This window comes from Zobellia galactanivorans, assembly GCF_000973105.1.
GTDB classification, from domain to species: domain Bacteria; phylum Bacteroidota; class Bacteroidia; order Flavobacteriales; family Flavobacteriaceae; genus Zobellia; species Zobellia galactanivorans.
Genome location: NC_015844.1, coordinates 3,637,522 through 3,656,503, shown reverse-complemented (window position 1 = coordinate 3,656,503; position 18,982 = coordinate 3,637,522). Strand labels below are relative to the sequence as shown.

Sequence of the window (18,982 nt, the reverse complement as noted above, 5' to 3'; positions counted from 1 at the left end):
TTCACGTGTCTTCCCCCTAAGGGCTTTAGGTTATTTTTGAGCGTACGAAGAAGAAGCGACCTAACTTAAATACGAACGAGTGACCAGTTTATTGTTCTTACTTTTTTGCATCATCTTACTGATTGTTGCCGTTACCGTGTTTAAGGTGCACCCTATACCGGCCCTCTTGGTTTGCGGCCTTATTTTAGGATTGGCGACGGGGAGTTCGGTAGAAGTCGTTACCGAAAGTCTGCTCAGCGGTTTCGGAAATACCCTCAAGTGGATCGGACTGATCATTTTGTTCGGCACGCTATTAGGAGAAATTCTCGCACGTACAGGCGGGGCCGATGTAATCGCCAATAGTATCATTGGCCTTTTTGGCACCAAATACCTCCCCTTAAGTATGGCGGTTATTGGTTTTTTGATAGGTATCCCCGTTTTTATGGATGTCGCTTACCTGACCTTGCTGCCCACCATATTCGTTCTGTCGAAAAAATCGGGCCATTCGGTGCTTACACTGGGCCTATCATTGGCCATAAGCCTAACCGTTGCCCATGCTTTAATCCCCCCTACCCCAGGTCCGCTTGCCGTGGCCGCCATTCTTGAAATCAACATCGGTGAAATGATACCGATAAACATTGCCGTGGCCATAGCCGCCATTATCGGGGGCTTGGTATTTATACGGTTCAACAAGAAAAACCTTAGTCTTGATACCCTTTCACAAACCGAAGGGGAAGCCGCTCCGATTGCTATACTAAAAGGCCCTAAGCGGATCCTTCCGTTTGCAGCCTTATTGGTTCCCTTGTTCTTAATGTCCATAGGCACTATTTACCCCTTTGAAAACGAAATCATATCTTTCATTAAAAACCCTGTATGGGCCCTTCTTATAGGCGTTCTGTTTGCCCTTCCCTTATTACCAAGGAAAAACTTTTCTACCCTATTGAACACATATTTTCAATCATCGGGAGAGAAATCGGCCATTGTCATTCTTATTACCGGAACGGGAGGTGCCTTTGGCCAGGTCATAAAAGACACCGAAATTGTGGGCTCCATGTTTTCCGACATGGGGGATATTGCCGCCATGGGCATTGTCATCCCCTTTTTATTGAGCCTATTGTTCACCACGGTTACGGGTTCCATTACCGTTTCCCTTATAACCACGGCCTCCATTGTAGCACCCTTGGTTTCCAACGGAACATTGCACCCCACCTTTACCGCAGCCGCTATCGGCGCAGGTTCCCTAGGCGTCATCCATGTAAACAGCAGTTTTTTCTGGCTGTTCAAGGAAGTCCACGACGTTTCCGTTTCCCGATTGCTAAAATCGTTCAGCCTGTTATCGGGCGTAGTAGCCCTAAGTGGCGGATTATTGGTTCTGGCATTATATTATTTGAGTGAGTTATAACACGGATAAAATAATGTTATACTAAGGTAAAATTGGCCAATCTACCTGCTTCTTATTGATTTTTCTTTGTATCACTTAAAAGGTTTTAACCGTTCTACCTCACTTTTTATTTGTAAACTTCAAACAAAACCATACATGGACACCTATATTTTGGCTATCGTTTTAATCGTATTCGCGAGTTTTTTTCAAGGAACCTTCGGATTGGGCATGAAGCATATAGCCCCCCTTAAATGGGAAGCATGGTGGTTGGTTCACGCCTTTACGGCTATGATATTATTTCCAATACTTTGGGCTCTTATAGTCATACCTAACCTTTTTGAGATCATTTCGCAAACCGAGGGCAACACTTTGTTCTTGGCCGCATTTTATGGTTTTCTTTGGGGTATCGGCGGCATTCTCTTTGGCGTAAGTGTGGAAAAAACCGGTATATCCATAACATACGGTATTGTAATGGGCCTTGCCGCATCGGTGGGTTCGATCATTCCGCTTTTTCAGATTGAAGGCGCATTTGAACAGCCTTCCTTTCCCATAATCATGTTGGGCGTAGCCCTTCTTCTTGTGGGAGTGGCCATTACGGCAGTGGCCGGGGTACAACGGGACAAGCTCCACAGCAATTCCTCCACTACAAGTAAATCTATAAAACTGGGAGTACTGATCGCCGTTGCATCAGGGGTGCTTTCCGCATTTTTGAATATTGGTTTTTCCAATGCCGCACCGGTAGCCAGTGTTGCCGTAACCCAATATGGGGTAGATGCCCAAAATGCGAGCTTGGCCTCATGGGTCGTCGTGCTCTTAGGGGCCTTTGCGATGAACGGCGGGTATGCACTCTATCTATTTATCAAGAATAAATCGTGGAATGCCTATCGCGTGCCCAACAAGCGTAAAGCCCTTGGCTGGGCAATTTTAGCGGGCATTTTCTGGTTCGCCGCCCTAGGTGTATACGGACAAGGTGCCGCCCTAATGGGAAACCTGGGTCCCGTGGTAGGATGGCCGATTCTTTTGGGACTGGCCTTGATCATCAGCAATATTTGGGGCTATAGGGAAGGTGAATGGAAAAACGCGGACAGGCCCTTCAAAGTTTTATTGGGCGGTCTTACCGTTCTCATCGTTGCCATATGTATCTTAGGTTATGCCAACTATTAAACCAACCATTTCATTAACTATAAGCCTTTTAAATTATGAAAATTAAAAAGATAGAACCCTATGTCATCAGCCATAAACTAGACACGCCTTTCTATTTTTCGCAATGGCAGTACGACACTCGAAAAATATGTATCGTGAAGATTACCTTGGATGATGGCACCTATGGATGGGGAGAAGGCTACGGACCTGCCGCGGTCATTAAATCGGGAATTGATTTCTTTACCCCCTTCCTACTGGGAAAGGAAGCTATAGGACATGAGGTCTTGTGGCAGGAAATGTACAGAAGGTCTATGGATTACGCGAGAAGCGGTGTGCTTCAAGCCGCCATCAGTGCCATTGATGTAGCCTTGTGGGATATCAAGGGTAAATTATTGAATCTACCGGTATCCGTCCTTTTGGGCGGGGTTAAAAATCCGATCATAGAACCCTACGCTACGGGACTCTATTTTACCCGAACCGAAAACCTTGAAGAGCTATTGGTCGAAGAAGCACTATTGTATAAATCCCAAGGGTTCAAGGCCACGAAAATGAAAGTAGGCCTAGGCATAGAGCAAGACCTAAAATATATTGCCGCGATCCGCAAGGCCATTGGTCCCGATATGCGACTAATGATCGATTCCAACCACGCCTATTGCTATAAAGAAGCCATCGAACTGGCCAGAAAAGCCGAGAAATTTGATATTTCGTGGTTTGAAGAACCCGTATCACCCGAAGATTATGACGGCTATAAGCGATTAAGGCAAAATACGACCATACCCATATCGGGCGGCGAATGTGAGTATTTAAAATATGGCTTTAAACGCCTTTTCGATAAAGATTGCGTAGACATTGCCCAACCCGACATCTGTGCCGCTGGCGGACTTACGGAAGTCAAGAAAATAGCAACCTTGGCCCAGACCTATAACGTTGACCTGGTACCACATACTTGGGGCACTTGGATCGCCATTAGTGCCGCCGTACACTTGGTCGCCAACCTAGATAAAAATCCAGGCCGAATGTACAACGATTTGCCCACCATGGAACTTGACAGAACCGAAAACGCCCTGCGCGACGAGGTCACGCTTCATAAGATCAAATTAGAAAACGGCCATTTGGAAGTACCATGCACTCCCGGTCTAGGCGTTGATGTCGATATGGATAAACTAGAACATTATTTAGATAAAGAAATACACAAAGATGGAGCAACTAAAATTCGGTCATAAAAAACTTTACATCGATGGAAAGCTTGTAGAAGCCTCTAACAATAAAACGTTTGAAGTCATCTGCCCTGCAGATGAGAGACCTACCGCTACAATTGCCTGGGCCAGTCGCGAAGACACCGAAAGGGCCCTTGAAAGTGCGCAAAGAGGATTCAAAACTTGGTCGGCCCTTCCCCTGAATGAACGTTTGGATTGGATCGACAAGCTCAGAAACAAAATTCTCGACAATAAAGACCGCCTCCGCGAAAGTATCATGTATGAAATGGGCAAGACCTGGGAAGGTACAGAAGAAGACCTCACCAGCATTACCGATTCACTGAAGTACTATTCGGAAGAAATCAAGAAACGTTCCGACATTCCCCTTGAGGACAAAGAGGGTACGCACGAACACCATTTTATATCACAGCCCCTAGGGGTCGCGGTCGCTTTTTTGGCATATAACTTTCCGCTACTAAATCTTGGATTCAAACTAGGCCCCGCCTTGGCCGCCGGTTCCAGCATCATTTTAAAACCCTCTGAATTCTCCCCCTTGTCCGCTTATATTATAGGTGAATTATGTGCTGAAATCAATTTCCCCGCAGGGGTAATAACCGTGCTTTGTGGCGATGTCAAGGAGGTTGGCATCCCCTTATGCGAGAGCACGATACCTAAACTCATCACGATGATAGGCTCTACCGAGACGGCACAGAAATTGATTGCACAAAGCGCCAAGACCTCGATCAAAAGATACAGTATGGAATGTGGCGGAAACGCCCCCTTCATCGTCTGTGAAGATGCCGACCTAGAACTGGCCATAAACATCGGGGCAGCCCTAAAAACCGGAAATAGCGGTCAAATATGCGTGGCACCTAACCGCTTTTTTGTTCACGAATCGCTTGTAGAGGACTTTACCGCGGGCATGGTAGAAAAATTTAGTGGCACCAAAGTAGGTTTTGGCCGGGAAAACCAGCCCGACATGGGCCCCTTGGCCAACAAGGCTTCGGTGAAAAAAGTACAGCATATCGTAAACAAAGCCATTGAACAAGGAGGCAATTTACGATATGGAGGAAAGGCTTTAGACGGCACGGGTTATTATTTTGAACCTACGGTAATTACTTTCGATAGCAACGAAGTCGAAGTGCTTCAGCATGAAATTTTTGGCCCTGTAGCACTAATTGTTCCATTTAAAACAAAAGAAGAAGTTATTGTTTTGGCCAATAATACCGATGCGGGACTAGCTTCTTATGTCTTTTCAAAAAATAACGAAACCCTTGATTTCTTCGCGAAGCGCCTAGAATTCGGGGAAGTACAACTGAACGGCGTAAAATACGACATATACCTACCCCATGGTGGGGTAAAGAATAGCGGTATAGGGGTTGACTGCTCTACTTACGCGCTAGATGACTATCTTGCGAAAAAAAGAGTAACCAAAGCCTTATTGCGCCAATGAAAATACCGAATACTTTTATTAGTTGTGATTGGGGTACCTCTAATTTCAGATTGCGCTTGATAAATACAGAAACCCTGGATGTCCTTTCCGAACATACTACAGATATGGGCATAAAGAAGTGTTTTCTACAATTCAAGTCTCAATCGGAACTCGGGCAAGACCAGTTTTTCGCGGCATACCTTAAAGAACAACTTAAAATATTGAACATACCCGAAGACGACGATTCACTGATCGTGGCTTCGGGTATGCTTTCATCCTCCATAGGCATGAAAGAGTTAAATTATGCGCCCATACCCTTTTCCTTTGATGGAATGGATTTGCGAAGTGAACTCATCGCTTTTGATTCCATGCCCGATGTGCTGCTCGTGTCCGGTGTTTGCTCCGAAGCCGATGTTATGCGGGGGGAAGAAATCCAAGCCGTTGGTCTAGCTGAAGAACTCACCGTTCACAAATCGGGAACCCTATTGTTACCGGGTACCCACAGCAAGCATATCCGTTTTGAAAAGGGAAACTTTAAAGGTTTTACCACTTTTATGACCGGTGAACTATTTGAAATCATAAGCAAACATAGCATTTTATCGGCCTCGCTTGAACCGGCCCAGTGGAGCCCCGCTTACCAAAACAGTTTTTTGAGCGGTGTTGAAAAAGGCCTTGCCAACCAATGCATGCCATCGTTATTCTCCATCAGGGCCAACACCTTGCTTAACGATAGCCCGGGCCATGATAATTACTTTTACCTATCGGGCCTTTTGATCGGTGCCGAGATAACAAATTTGCAACGCAGGGACGAAACCGTTTTTCTCGCTGCAAGCGGAATATACAATACCCTATACAAACTAGCCCTAGCCTCGTTCTTACCAACGGAAAAAATTATTTGTTTTGAAGAGCGGATACTAGAAAAAGCACTACTTAAAGGACAAAAAAAAATACTGGAGACCTATGCAGAATAATTCATTTTCTTGGAAAAAATACAATCAAAACCCCATCGTCGGCATTTTACGGGGCCTAACTACCGAAGAGGTTCTTAAGATCATCCCCCCATATGTAAGCAGCGGTTACTACACCATTGAAATAACCATGAACTCGCCCGAGGTCTCACAGACCATAGCTACTTTGGCCAAACAATACCCCGAGCTCAATGTAGGTGCCGGTACGGTTTGCAACATGAAAGATTTGACCGTAGCCTTGGAGGCGGGAGCTCAGTTTATCGTAACCCCTATTATCGACGAAGAGGTCATCAAACATTGTGTAGCCCATGATATCCCCATTTTTCCAGGGGCATATACACCCACCGAAATTTATAGGGCGTGGTCTTTGGGGGCTTCGGCGGTCAAAGTATTTCCGGCCACCCAATTGGGCACTCAATACATCAAAGACGTATTGGCCCCACTGAACGAAATAAAACTATTGCCTACGGGAGGCGTGTCAGTAGAAAACATAAAATCCTTCTTTGAAGCCGGAGCCGTTGGCGCCGGTTTGGCCAGTTCCCTTTTTGACAAAAAAATGATCCGTGAGGGTAATTACGCCGACCTTGAAAAGCACTTTTTAAAAATGAAAAATGAAATACGTGATTTTATAAAAGAATAAGCCTTTCACCTAAACCCTATCGATTCTCAATTATAAAGTTCAACCCAAACCATTCGCAACGATGAAAAACAATAGCACAGTAGCTAAAAGCACCCTTGTACTCTTGGTTGTCACCTGTTTGACCGCATTCAAAGGCCTTGCCTTTGACTCCATTAGCCCAGACCCTATTGTTTTGGAGAACGGAAAATTGAATATCAACATCGATTCTAAAACAGGATGCTTTTCGGTTACCGAAAAAACTTCGGGCCACGTTTGGAAATCAGACCCATGGGAAAATGCGGCCGGTTTACTGACCCTGACCGATTCCAAAGGAAAAAAGCAGACCGTCAATATTTCAAAGAGCAAAAAAATCGAGGTTTCCAAAACCGCAAAAAATACGGTATCCCTAAAATTTATCGACCCGGTTTTTGAAGACGGCTCCGTTGCAAAAGGCGTCTCTATCGCTACGGAATTGAGGCTAGACCCCAACAACGCCCAATTAGACGTTGAAGTGACGGAACACCGTTCGGGCAATTTTACCCTCTACGACCTGCGTTATCCCGCCAGGGCCTTCAGTTTAAAAACCGATGAGGACAAAGGGGCGGCGGTAATCCCACAAAAGCAGGGCGTTATTTGTCCTTCATACATCTTTCCCATGAACGGGGGACGTTTTTGCAAATGGGACGACGCCACCTACAACAACAAATCGCAAGGTTCTTTAGAACTGTTCAACAACGGTACCGGACTCACCATGCCTTGGTGGGGTACCTATAATGAAAAATCGGCCGTTATGGGCATTGTAGATGTTTCGGCCCGTCCGCACATGCAATACAACATCAACAATAACGGACAATACCTTTTCAATGCCAAGGGAGTAATGTCTCCCTACCAGCGTATTGTATTTCTTGATCCCATTTGGAAATTGGACCAAGAAAAGGGAAAAATGAGAATAAGCTACCATTTTATTCCCGGAGGTGATTACGTTGACATGGCCAAAGTTTACCAAAAAGAGGCCAAGGCACGTGGCCACTTTGTTTCGCTCCAAGAAAAATTAAAGCGAAACCCAAACGTCAACAAACTTCCCGGCGCTATCTATTTCGGCATTTACGGAGGGTATCCGCATTACGTGAACATGCCCGGCATGGCCTTTACTTTCGACGAATTAAAAAACATCATAAAAACCATTCACGATGATTTAAGGGTAGACAAGGCCTTTGTTCATGCGTGGGGCACTTTTTCGAATTTCGTTCCTCACAACTACCCTATTAGCGAAGCCTTGGGAGGTCCTGAAAAATTGAAAGCTGCGGTAGATTTGGCTAAATCTTACGGGTATTTGTATTCGTCTTACCACGCCTATTCGCCCATGCTGGAGAACGACCCGAATTTCACAACGGACCTCATGCAACGCGATGCCGAAGGAAAACTGATGAATACCGGTAGCCGTTGGGCACGTGTTGACCCTAAATTCCAAAAAGGATTGGCCCAGAAAAATATTGAAAAGGAAATTTCATACTTGGGCCTAGAGGCAGATATAACCGATATTACCTTTGCCGCGTATCGTGAGAACGGAAAAGAAGGTCGTATTGAACTGGCCAAATACATCGATAGTTTCAACCTTGTCAACGGAACCGAGCACGGCCAAGAGCAATGGATCCCCTACTTTGATATGTTCGAAGGAATGACCTATTTGGAAGACCGCCCACTTTCGGTCATCTCACACCCTGCCCCGCTTTTCAATTTAGTGTACCATGAAGCGATTGCCAATTTCGGTAAGATCCAAGACCCCGATAATGAGGTTACCGCTAACGGTGATTTTAGAATCAAAGCCTTGAGAAGCATGTTATTTGGCAGGGGCACAACAATCTTCTTTGCTCCCTATGAATTTGAAGGCATGCGCCCCATGATAGAAATGGCAAGGGACTTAGTAAGTCCGGTTCACAAAGAAACCTTTTATTCAGAGTTAAAAAGCCATGAATACCTCAGCGCCGATTACAAGGTACAACGAAGCCGTTTTTCCAGCGGAACCGAAGTCATTGCAAATTTAGGTCCCGTAGCCCAAAAAATCGAAGGAGGCATTAGCATTCCTGGCTACGGCTATCGAATACAAATGAAGGATGGCAGTCTTAAAACCGGTCATTTCCAAGTGAGTTTACATATGGATTAACAGACGTATTCTCCAGAATACAATCAAAACAAGTGGTCATTATGAAATATACTGCAACGCAATTTAAATCAAACACTAAGAAAAACAGGTTCAACAGTATTTTCGTCGTCCCCCTTCTTTGTTTGCTTCTCTGCAGTACTACTTACCTTTGGGCACAAGATCGCCCCAATGTATTGATCATGCTCACCGACGACCAAGGTTATGGCGACCTAGGTTCTCACGGCAACCCTTATTTAAAAACGCCTAACATTGAAAAGATAGGAAAAGAAGGACTCGAAATGACGCATTTCTTCTCCTATCCCAACTGTTCCGCTACCCGTGCCGCCATATTAACCGGAAGGTATCCTTATCGGACCGGGGTTACCGGAGTGACACAAGTAGACCATTTGATGAACACTTCGGAAGAAACCCTCGCGGAAATTTTGTCCAAAAACGGCTATCGCACTGGAATTTTCGGCAAGTGGCACTTAGGCGACAATGCTCCCATGCGCCCTACCGACCAAGGGTTTCAGGAAGCCTTGGTCCATAAAGGCGGAGGAATTGGGCAGGCAGCCGGCCCCGCGGGCAACACCTATTTCGACCCCATTCTTGAACACAACAATGAATCAAAAAAATACGAAGGCTATTGCGATGATATATTTACCGATGCGGCCTTGGATTTTATAAGCACTAAAAGCGAAAAACCATTTTTCACCTATTTGGCCACCAACTTGCCGCATTTTCCGTTGGAAGTGCCCGATGAAAAAGCCGAACCATACAGAAAATTGGGTTTGCATGAAGATAATGCCCGAACCTACGGCATGATCGACAATATCGATGCCAATGTGGGCCGCGTATTAAAGCGGTTAAAAGATTTGGGTATTGCCGACAATACCCTTGTTATATTTCTATCGGACAACGGCCCTAGGCACAGACGTACTAAAAATGACGTTTACCCAGGCAGATGGGTATCGAACTTAAGGGGCACCAAAACCAGTGTGTACGAATGCGGTATTCGCGTTCCCTTCTTTGTGAAGTGGCCCACGCAATTGAAAAAAGGACAAAAAAGCAGTACCATGGGAGCGGTAATCGATATACTACCGACCATTTTGGATGTTTGTGACATTAAAGCCCCGAAAGAAGTTAAACTAGACGGCCGCTCATTGTTGCCATTGTGGCAGGGTAGACCTATCGATTTTAACGATAGGGAATTTATAACTCAAATGCACTACGGCCCCACAGTTTTCAAATACATGCATTTTGCCGTTAGAACCCAAAAATATAAACTGGTAAGTCCGCATGACGACCCCCACCATATCCTCTACCAACCTAAAGACGAAGAATTAAAAGAAGTACTTGCCAACCTCGAACTGTACGATGTTGAGAAAGACCCCAGCGAGCGTATTAATTTAGCGAAAGACCACCCGGAAATCGTAGAAGACCTTCTCGCCCGCTATGAAAATTGGTTCGACGAGGTTACCGAGGAAAGGGACGCCAAAGGCATTCAGCGCATCTATCTCGGTAGTGAGCGGCAACCCGAGGTAAACCTCTCCCAATTTGATTGGGGCGGCCCTAGGGTTTTATCAAAAAACGACCTCGGCTATTGGCGTGTAAAAACGGAAGCCGGCACTTATAAGATTCGGCTAAGCCTTCCCCCGTCGAAAGTGGACGGGGTTGCCCATCTAAAGTACAAAGACGTACATCTCACCCTTCCCATAAAGAAAGACCAAAAGACCATAACTTTTAACGATGTAGAACTTCCTGAAGGAAGGGGTAATTTTCATGCCTATCTAAAGTTCGAACGGCTCGCTACAGGTCCTGTTTTTGTGGATGTTGAGCGATTGGACCTATAATCGCCCCCATTTCAAGGGCATTGTAAACAAGTCTGTTTCACCCCAACAATCCACACTCAAGTAACATATTCCATTCCTTAATTTAACAATTTGGGGTAAAATAGTGCCTTAACTAGATAAAATCTACAAATTACCTCCATTACAATTATGTTTTATTTGTAGGCTACATTGCTTTGCCGTACGCGGTAATTTGCAAGGTAATTAGTTCATATCCTCCTTGGCCGACAACCTTTGACGATATAAAACACCAAACCGTAGCTATAAACAAGCTTGTTTTCCTAACGGGAAAATCTAGTACTATTTAAGAAACTGACTATGAAAAAATTAACCCTTTCGCTCTGCACGCTGCTCGCTGTACTTTCATGTAAACAAAACACGACAAATCCGGACGCCTTAAAACACGAAAAACCGGCTTCAAAAGACTATGCGGCCCATTTAGATTCCGGAAGTGGAATTATCAACAATACCAACAGTCCACATGTCAAATTAAAAAGTATCGATATCGGAGACTGCCGGTGGACCGAAGGCTTTTGGGCCGAAAAGTGGAAAGTTGCCGAAGAAACCATGATACCCCATATGGGCGAGATTCTAAAAGGCGATATTGGCCATGGTTACAATAACTTTAAAATTGCGGCAGGACTCAAAGAAGGCGAGCACAAAGGCTTTTGGTGGCATGATGGGGACTTCTATAAATGGATGGAAGCCAAAATGTACCTTTACGGTGTAAATAAAGACGAAAAAATTGTTGAGGAAATAGATGAGATCATAAGCGTTATCGCACAAGCCCAGCAAGACGATGGATACTTATCCACACCCGCCATCATTAGAGATGATATAGAGCCCTTTACGAATAGAAAATATCACGAACTGTACAACAGTGGCCACTTGCTTACCAGTGCATGTATTCATTACCGCCTGACCGGGAAAACCAATTTTCTTGATATTGCCGTAAAACATGCCGATTATCTGTACAAACTCTTTTCCCCGAAACCCGACCACCTTAAACGTTTTGGTTTCAATCAGACCCAGATTATGGGACTGGTAGAACTATACCGTACAACCAAAGACAAGCGTTACCTAGAGTTGGCGGAGCAATTTATAAACATGCGCGGTACCTATAAAATTGAGGATGACGAGACCACGGTGGGCTATCCTATTGGCGACATGGTACAAGAGCGCGTTCCGCTTCGAGAGGAGACCGAAGCCGTAGGACATGCCGTACTGGCCTTGTATTATTATGCCGGTGCTGCCGATGTATATGCCGAAACCGGGGAAAAGGCACTGATCGATGCCCTAGAGCGATTATGGGACAACGTAACGAACAAAAAAATGTACATTACCGGGGCTATCGGCCAAACCCATTATGGAAGATCTTCCCGTCTCGATAAAATTGAAGAAGGTTTTATCGATGAATACATGATGCCCAACATGACGGCTTATAACGAAACCTGCGCCAATATCTGTAATTCCATGTTTAATTACCGAATGCTCACCCTAACGGGCGATGCCAAACATGGCGATATTATGGAGCTTGTACTGCACAACAGTGGGCTCTCGGGCATCAGCCTTGATGGCAAGAACTACTATTACTCCAATCCGCTTCGGAAAATTGACGGGGCCTTGGATTATGAAAAAATGAACGTTGAATTCCCCGAAAGACAACCCTACCTTAAATGTTTCTGCTGTCCTCCAAACCTAGTGCGTACCATTGCCAAATCGCCGGGATGGGCCTATAGCAAATCAGAAAACGGAATTGCCGTCAACCTTTATGGAGGCAACGAATTAAAAACGACACTTTTAGACGGCTCTCCCCTTAAACTGACCCAAAAAACCGATTACCCATGGGACGGCGCCGTAAAAATTACCGTTGACGAATGTAAAGCCGAGGCTTTTGAGGTTCTCCTTCGTATACCCAGTTGGGCAAAGGGTACCCAAATTAAAGTGAACGGTACAAAGGTAGCCAAGGCGCAACCCGGTACGTTCGCCAAAATAGAAAGACAATGGGCCGAGGGGGATGAAATCACTATTGATATGCCCATGGAGACCAAGTTCATAGAAGGGCACCCGCGCATCGAGGAAGTCCGTAATCAAGTTGCCTTGAAACGAGGACCTGTAGTGTACTGCATTGAATCGGCCGACCTACCCGAAAAAACCGATATCACCAATGTTTACCTCTCCTCGAAAAAACAACTTACCCCTACCTTTAGACCCGATTTTCTAGGAGGTATAACTACCCTTGAGGGCAATGTTCTTATCCGTAAGGACAAAATCGGTCAAATGTACCAAGAAGTCAGTGCTCCCGAATTCGAATCTTTTAAAACCAATTTTATACCTTACTATGCTTGGAGCAATAGAGGCCAAGGTGAAATGACGGTTTTCTTACCGGTAATCTGGGATTAAGACCGCCCCTGCTTGGCCATAACTTAACTTAAACAATTTATGGGTTCTTATAAAAGGAATGCTTTTACGTATGCAACCATTGTGGCAATGGGTGGTTTTGTCTTCGGGCTGGATGCCGCTTTAATATCGGGGACGGTAAAGTTTATTACACAGGAATTCTCACTTACCGACCTAGAACTTGGGTCGGTTGTGGGGGCTCCTGCCATGGGGGTGCTTTTGGCCCTAGTCTTTGTAGGACACGCCTGTAATAAATATGGACGAAGAACCACCCTGATGATTGCTGCCACCCTTTATCTTATTTCAGCGGCCTGTTCCTCTTTGGCACCTACATACTCGACCCTTATCGCTGCACGCTTCTTGGGCGGACTCGCTTTTAGTTCAATTTCATTGGCATCAATGTATATCGGTGAAATAGCACCTCCCAAATGGCGGGGTAAATTGGTATCGATGACCCAGATCAACATCGTTGTGGGCTTATCGGCCGCCTATTTCATCAATTATATGATCCTTGGCCTTGCAGATTCCGATGCCCATTGGGTAGCTGCCCTAGGGATTAACGAATACACTTGGCGGTGGATGTTGGCAACCGAAGTGATTTTTGCCCTCTTGTGGTTCGTTCTTTTGTTTTTCATTCCTCGATCCCCGGCTTGGTTACTCTATCAAGGGAGGGAAGAAGAAGCAAAACAAATGCTTCTGAAAGTTACACCAGAAACTGAGATTGCCCAGAAAATTCAAGAAATGCGGTACAGTATCGAAAATAGCAACCAAGATCGTTCTATGCTTACGCAATTGAAAGAAATTTTTGCAAAGCCGATGCGGGTGACCATGATTATTGCCATGACCATTGCGATAGCACAACAGGCCACCGGCATCAACGCCATTCTTTTCTATGCCCCTACCGTATTCGAACAGTTGGGCATCGGAACCGATGCCGCTTTTGCACAGGCCATTTATATAGGCCTGACCAGTATCGTCTTTACTGTTTTAGGCCTACTTTTAGTAGACAGAATGGGCCGAAGACCCATGATCATATGGGGGATGTTATGGATCGTGCTGAGTCTTGGCGTTTGTTATTACGGATTTAATACCGCCAATTACACCATAACCGAAAGTGCTATTACCGAAATGTCTTCCATACCCAATGCAGAAAGATTGACCCCCCTGATCGATGTGCCCTTTGATAACGACATCAGTTTTAAGTCGGCCCTGATCGAGACCTTGGGGGAAAAGGACGCCAGAAATTACTCCGGTCTACTGCTACAAAAAGCGGCAGATATAAACGCCCTTCTTATTTTGTTGGGCATACTCAGTTTTATCGGGGCCTTTCATTTTTCGGTAGGACCCGTAATGTGGGTCTTGTTTTCCGAGATTTTCCCTATTTCGCTCAGAGGTATCGCCATTCCGTTTTTCACCTTGATCACGAGTTTTGTGAGTTACCTGGTACAGAAATTTTTCCCTTGGCAATTGGCGACCATGGGCATAAGCTTAACATTATTGTTCTATGCCATTATAGTGACCATCGGGATGGTAATCCTGTATTTCTATTTAAAGGAAACCAAAAACATGTCCATTGAAGAAGTGCAACTGGCCTTGGCCCCTAAACCAAAACCACAGCCTTAGATATCGAACTTATAATATCAAACATTTTTTACCTTGATGAAACAAGCCACCCCTGCCAATAGGAACAGTCCGTATACCCAACTAAAAAGCTTGAACATCGGCGATTGCCAGTGGACCTCTGGTTTTTGGGCCGATAAATTCCAACTTTGTACCAATGCCATGGTCCCTTACATGGGCGATGTACTGTGTGGGGATGTAGGCCATGCCCTTAACAATTTTAAAATAGCGGCCGGTGAAAAGGAAGGGGAACACCAAGGCATGTTTTGGCATGACGGTGATTTCTACAAATTCATGGAAGCCAAAACCTACGTTTACGCCCATACCAAGGATAAAGCATTATTAAAGGAATTGGACGAATACATAGACATCATCGCCAAAGCCCAAGAAAACGACGGATACCTTCAGACCCAAGTACAGCTTCGGAAAGACGTAGACCGTTACGAAAACCGAAAGTACCACGAAATGTACAATACCGGGCATTTGCTTATCAGCGCCTGCATTCACCACAGGGTTACCGGGCAAGGTAATTTCCTCGATATTGCCATCAAGCATGCCGATTTACTGTACACCATTTTTATGCCCGACACCAAACATTACGGCCGCTTCGGCTTCAATCAGACCCAAATAATGGGCTTGGTAGAACTGTACCGTACGGTGGGCGACAAAAAGTATTTGGCCTTGGCCGAAAAGTTCATCGATAACCGCGGAAAATACGAAGTAAAACACCACCCGACCACCGAGGGATATCCTATTGGCGATATGGTACAGGAGCGTACGCCTTTACGTGAATCGCATGAAGCCGTAGGCCATGCCGTGCTTGCTTTATACTATTACGCCGGTGCTGCCGACGTCTATGCCGAAACAGGAGAAAAGGCCCTCATTGACGCCTTGGACCGCTTATGGAAAAATGTGACGACCAAAAAAATGTACGTAACCGGTGCCGTGGGCCAGGCCCATTATGGGGCTTCGGTAAATCGCGATATGATCGAAGAGGGCTTTATCGATGCCTATATGATGCCCAATATGACCGCCTATAACGAAACCTGCGCCAATTTATGTAACGCCATGTTCAGCTATCGCATGCTGAACCTGAAGGCCGAGGCCAAATATGCCGATATCGTTGAATTGGTGCTCTACAATAGTGCCCTCTCCGGTATCAGCGTAAGCGGGAAGGAATACTTTTACGCGAATCCGTTACGGATGCTCAACAATACCAGAGACTACAACGCACATGAAAATGTCACCGAGACCCCCAACAGGGAACCGTATCTAAGCTGTTTCTGCTGCCCTCCAAATTTAGTCCGCACCATTGCTACCGTTTCGGAATGGGCCTATAGCCTTTCGGAAAACGGAATAAGTGTTAACCTCTACGGGGCCAATCATCTAGACACGCGTCTACTAGATGATTCCCCTATTAAGGTTTCCCAAGAAACGGCATATCCTTGGGAAGGAAGGGTGAAATTGAATATTGAAGAGTGTAAAACGGAAGCTTTCTCCATTAGTTTACGTATTCCGAAATGGGCCAAGAATTCAAAACTCACACTGAACGGTGAAGAATTGACCATGCTTTTAGAACCCGGAAGCTTTGCCCATATTGAACGCAATTGGAAAAAAGGCGATGTGCTCATTCTTGATATGCCCATGGAAGCTGAATTTATAGAAGGCCATCCTAGAATTGAGGAAGTACGTAACCAAATAGCCATAAAACGCGGACCGATAGTCTACTGTATAGAGTCTCCCGACCTACCTAAGGATACCGACATTCTAGATGTTTATTTCAATGGGAACAAAAAACTTGACCCCACTTATCGACCCGATTTTTTAGGGGGGATCACTACGCTGGATGGAGAAATTTTTATTCGAAAAGACAAGGGTGATGGCATCTACAGACCGGTTCAAAAACCGGAATGGATGCCCTATAAAACCCAACTTATACCCTATTACGCATGGAGTAATCGCGGCCAAGCGGAAATGACCGTATTTATGCCTGTAATTTGGAACGATTAGATAACAAAACTAAAAAATTAAAAAAACAGACCAGACCATACCAAAAAGATAGAATAGTGCCAATGGCAGTTAATCCACGCAGAAGGAAAGACTCCTTTTAGTGCTTTATTTGTAAGGTTCCGGTACCGATACACCGGCCTTATCAACTTAAATAAAACACTCATCTTTTTAAGACTCAACTATGAAAAGAACAATTGCACTTGCCAGCACCCTATTATTATCCATTTGCAGCTTTGCGCAAGAACACGGGGTATTAAACAACGCCAAAACCCCTCATATGAACCTAAAGACCATAGATATCGACGACTGTCGATGGACAGACGGTTTCTGGGCCGAAAAACTAAAGCAGGCGCACGAGGTTATGATCCCAAACTTAGGCCGATTGATGGACGACCCCGAAATCATTCATGCCTACTCCAATTTTAAAGTAGCCGCCGGTTTAGAGGAAGGCGAATTCAGGGGGTGGTCTTTTACCGATGGGGACTTTTACAAGTATGCTGAGGCCTTGGCCTACGAATACGCGATGACCAAAGACGAAAAGATCAACCAACAGATGGACGAGATTATCGCGGTAATTGCCAAAGCACAGCGCCCTGACGGCTATATCCACACAAAAATTCAAATAGGCCATGGTATTGCCGGTTTTCTGCACGAGTCGGCACATCCTTTTAAAAGTGATGAAAAACCCTATACCAATGGTCCTTCACACGAATTCTACAACTTTGGCCATCTGATGACGGCCGCTTGCGTACACTATAGAATTACAGGGAAAAAGAACTTTCTCGATATCGCCATCAAGGCAAGCGACAATATTTACGACCACTTTAAAGAACCTTCTCCAGAACTTGCACGTATTGACTGGAACCCGCCCCACTACATGGGCCTTATTGAGATGTACCGTACCACGGGCGACAAAAAATACCTTGAGCTCACGGAAACATTTGTAGATATGTTGGGTACGGCGCCAAAAGATCGCCTAGACCACCGTGGCATGGATCATAGCCAAAGGGGAACCGCAATAAGGGAAGAATCGAAAGCCGTTGGCCATGCAGGTCACGCTAATTACCTCTATGCCGGTGTTGCCGATCTATATGCCGAAACCGGAGACCAGGCCCTAAAGGATGCCCTAGAACGTATTTGGACCAACGTAAGCACCCAAAAGATGTACATAACGGGAGCTACAGGCCCGCATCACTTCGGGATTTCAAATCATGCCATTGTTGCCGAGGCCTATGGGCAAGACTATGAGTTACCCAATATCAAAGCCTACAATGAAACCTGTGCCAATATAGGAAACGCCATGTGGAACTGGCGTATGTTCTTGATGAATGGCGAAGGACGTTTTGCCGATATCATGGAACTCATTTTTTACAACAGCGCCATTTCAGGAATCTCTTTGGACGGTGAGCATTTCTTTTACACCAACCCCTTACGTTTTATTGAGGGGCATCCCCAAAATACCAAAGACGAAGGCAAACGCGGGGAATTTATGTCGGTTTTCTGCTGCCCTCCCAACATCATACGCACCATCGCCAAAATGCACACCTATGCCTATAGCACTTCGGAAAAAGGCATCTGGGTAAACCTATACGGAAGCAATGTCCTTGATACCGATTTAGCCGATGGCAGTAACATCAAACTAACACAAGAAAGCAATTATCCTTGGGACGGAAACATCAAAATCACCATTGATTCCAAAAAGAAAAAAGAATATGCCCTCATGCTACGAATTCCCGCTTGGGCCGAGGGTGCCAATATAAAAGTAAACGGAGAGAAGCAAGACCAATCACCAAAAGCAGGGTCCTACGCAGAAGTCAACCGCAAATGGAAAAAAGGCGATGTGGTCGAGCTTGAACTACCAATGGCCCCTCGTCTGATTACCGCCGACCCGAACGTTGAAGAAACACGAAACCAAGTAGCGGTAAAACGAGGCCCTATTGTGTATTGTTTGGAAAGTAAAGACTTAGCGGCAGGTAGCAATATCAAGGATATCGTGCTTCCTTCAGATATAAAGCTTCAACCAAAATACGAAGCCGATCTTTTGTCCGGGGTCACAGTCTTGGAAGGCGAAGCCAAAATATTACCAAATGAAGATTGGTCAAAGCAATTATACAAGCCATTGGTAAAAACCGAACTTAAGAAAACCCCAATTAAAATGATACCCTATTTTGCTTGGGCAAATAGAGGTGTCAATGATATGTCCGTTTGGTTGCCTTTACAATATTGATTCAAATTACAGGG

12 protein-coding genes are annotated in these 18,982 nt (G+C 45.2%); all 12 read left to right on the top strand.

Going from position 1 to position 18,982, the window contains the following annotated elements; all coding sequences use genetic code 11:
- Positions 1-79 precede the first annotated feature (79 nt).
- Positions 80-1,381 (top strand): GntP family permease, encoded by a 1,302-nt coding sequence (locus ZOBGAL_RS14915; RefSeq protein WP_013994491.1) that lies wholly within the window; start codon positions 80-82, stop codon positions 1,379-1,381.
- A 135-nt stretch (positions 1,382-1,516) separates the two neighbouring features.
- On the top strand, positions 1,517-2,524 hold the full coding sequence (locus ZOBGAL_RS14910; RefSeq protein ID WP_013994490.1) for an L-rhamnose/proton symporter RhaT: 1,008 nt from the start codon (positions 1,517-1,519) through the stop codon (positions 2,522-2,524).
- Between the two features lie 35 nt (positions 2,525-2,559).
- Positions 2,560-3,726, top strand: coding sequence for a mandelate racemase/muconate lactonizing enzyme family protein (locus tag ZOBGAL_RS14905; protein WP_013994489.1), 1,167 nt, complete (start codon positions 2,560-2,562; stop codon positions 3,724-3,726).
- Positions 3,701-5,152: an aldehyde dehydrogenase family protein gene (locus tag ZOBGAL_RS14900; RefSeq protein WP_013994488.1), complete on the top strand. Its 1,452-nt coding sequence runs from the start codon at positions 3,701-3,703 to the stop codon at positions 5,150-5,152. Before ZOBGAL_RS14905 ends, ZOBGAL_RS14900 begins: the two co-directional genes overlap by 26 nt.
- Entirely contained in the window at positions 5,149-6,102 is a 954-nt protein-coding gene (locus ZOBGAL_RS14895) for a 2-dehydro-3-deoxygalactonokinase (protein WP_013994487.1), read from the top strand. The genes ZOBGAL_RS14900 and ZOBGAL_RS14895 overlap by 4 nt, the downstream gene beginning before the upstream one ends.
- The gene (locus tag ZOBGAL_RS14890) at positions 6,092-6,739 is read left to right on the top strand and encodes a bifunctional 4-hydroxy-2-oxoglutarate aldolase/2-dehydro-3-deoxy-phosphogluconate aldolase (protein WP_013994486.1); all 648 of its coding nucleotides are present in this window, start codon (positions 6,092-6,094) and stop codon (positions 6,737-6,739) included. The genes ZOBGAL_RS14895 and ZOBGAL_RS14890 overlap by 11 nt, the downstream gene beginning before the upstream one ends.
- 61 nt (positions 6,740-6,800) lie before the next feature.
- On the top strand, positions 6,801-8,882 hold the full coding sequence (locus ZOBGAL_RS14885; RefSeq protein ID WP_013994485.1) for a DUF5696 domain-containing protein: 2,082 nt from the start codon (positions 6,801-6,803) through the stop codon (positions 8,880-8,882).
- 41 nt (positions 8,883-8,923) lie between these two features.
- The gene (locus tag ZOBGAL_RS14880) at positions 8,924-10,714 is read left to right on the top strand and encodes an arylsulfatase (protein ID WP_013994484.1); all 1,791 of its coding nucleotides are present in this window, start codon (positions 8,924-8,926) and stop codon (positions 10,712-10,714) included.
- A 315-nt stretch (positions 10,715-11,029) separates the two neighbouring features.
- On the top strand, positions 11,030-13,114 hold the full coding sequence (locus ZOBGAL_RS14875) for a glycoside hydrolase family 127 protein (protein ID WP_013994483.1): 2,085 nt from the start codon (positions 11,030-11,032) through the stop codon (positions 13,112-13,114).
- A gap of 39 nt (positions 13,115-13,153) precedes the next feature.
- A complete protein-coding gene (locus ZOBGAL_RS14870) occupies positions 13,154-14,734 on the top strand; it encodes an MFS transporter (RefSeq protein ID WP_013994482.1) in 1,581 nt (526 codons plus the stop codon).
- A gap of 36 nt (positions 14,735-14,770) precedes the next feature.
- Entirely contained in the window at positions 14,771-16,741 is a 1,971-nt protein-coding gene (locus ZOBGAL_RS14865; RefSeq protein ID WP_013994481.1) for a glycoside hydrolase family 127 protein, read from the top strand.
- A gap of 181 nt (positions 16,742-16,922) precedes the next feature.
- The gene (locus ZOBGAL_RS14860; RefSeq protein WP_013994480.1) at positions 16,923-18,968 is read left to right on the top strand and encodes a glycoside hydrolase family 127 protein; all 2,046 of its coding nucleotides are present in this window, start codon (positions 16,923-16,925) and stop codon (positions 18,966-18,968) included.
- Positions 18,969-18,982: the final 14 nt, after the last annotated feature.

What these genes read in the sequence shown, in the direction of transcription:
- ZOBGAL_RS14910 (WP_013994490.1), top strand. Translation starts at nt 1,517, where the DNA reads ATGGACACCTATATTTTGGCTATCGTTTTAATCGTATTCGCGAGTTTT.
- ZOBGAL_RS14905 (WP_013994489.1), top strand. Translation starts at nt 2,560, where the DNA reads ATGAAAATTAAAAAGATAGAACCCTATGTCATCAGCCATAAACTAGAC.
- ZOBGAL_RS14900 (WP_013994488.1), top strand. Translation starts at nt 3,701, where the DNA reads ATGGAGCAACTAAAATTCGGTCATAAAAAACTTTACATCGATGGAAAG.
- ZOBGAL_RS14895 (WP_013994487.1), top strand. Translation starts at nt 5,149, where the DNA reads ATGAAAATACCGAATACTTTTATTAGTTGTGATTGGGGTACCTCTAAT.
- ZOBGAL_RS14890 (WP_013994486.1), top strand. Translation starts at nt 6,092, where the DNA reads ATGCAGAATAATTCATTTTCTTGGAAAAAATACAATCAAAACCCCATC.
- ZOBGAL_RS14885 (WP_013994485.1), top strand. Translation starts at nt 6,801, where the DNA reads ATGAAAAACAATAGCACAGTAGCTAAAAGCACCCTTGTACTCTTGGTT.
- ZOBGAL_RS14880 (WP_013994484.1), top strand. Translation starts at nt 8,924, where the DNA reads ATGAAATATACTGCAACGCAATTTAAATCAAACACTAAGAAAAACAGG.
- ZOBGAL_RS14875 (WP_013994483.1), top strand. Translation starts at nt 11,030, where the DNA reads ATGAAAAAATTAACCCTTTCGCTCTGCACGCTGCTCGCTGTACTTTCA.
- ZOBGAL_RS14870 (WP_013994482.1), top strand. Translation starts at nt 13,154, where the DNA reads ATGGGTTCTTATAAAAGGAATGCTTTTACGTATGCAACCATTGTGGCA.
- ZOBGAL_RS14865 (WP_013994481.1), top strand. Translation starts at nt 14,771, where the DNA reads ATGAAACAAGCCACCCCTGCCAATAGGAACAGTCCGTATACCCAACTA.
- ZOBGAL_RS14860 (WP_013994480.1), top strand. Translation starts at nt 16,923, where the DNA reads ATGAAAAGAACAATTGCACTTGCCAGCACCCTATTATTATCCATTTGC.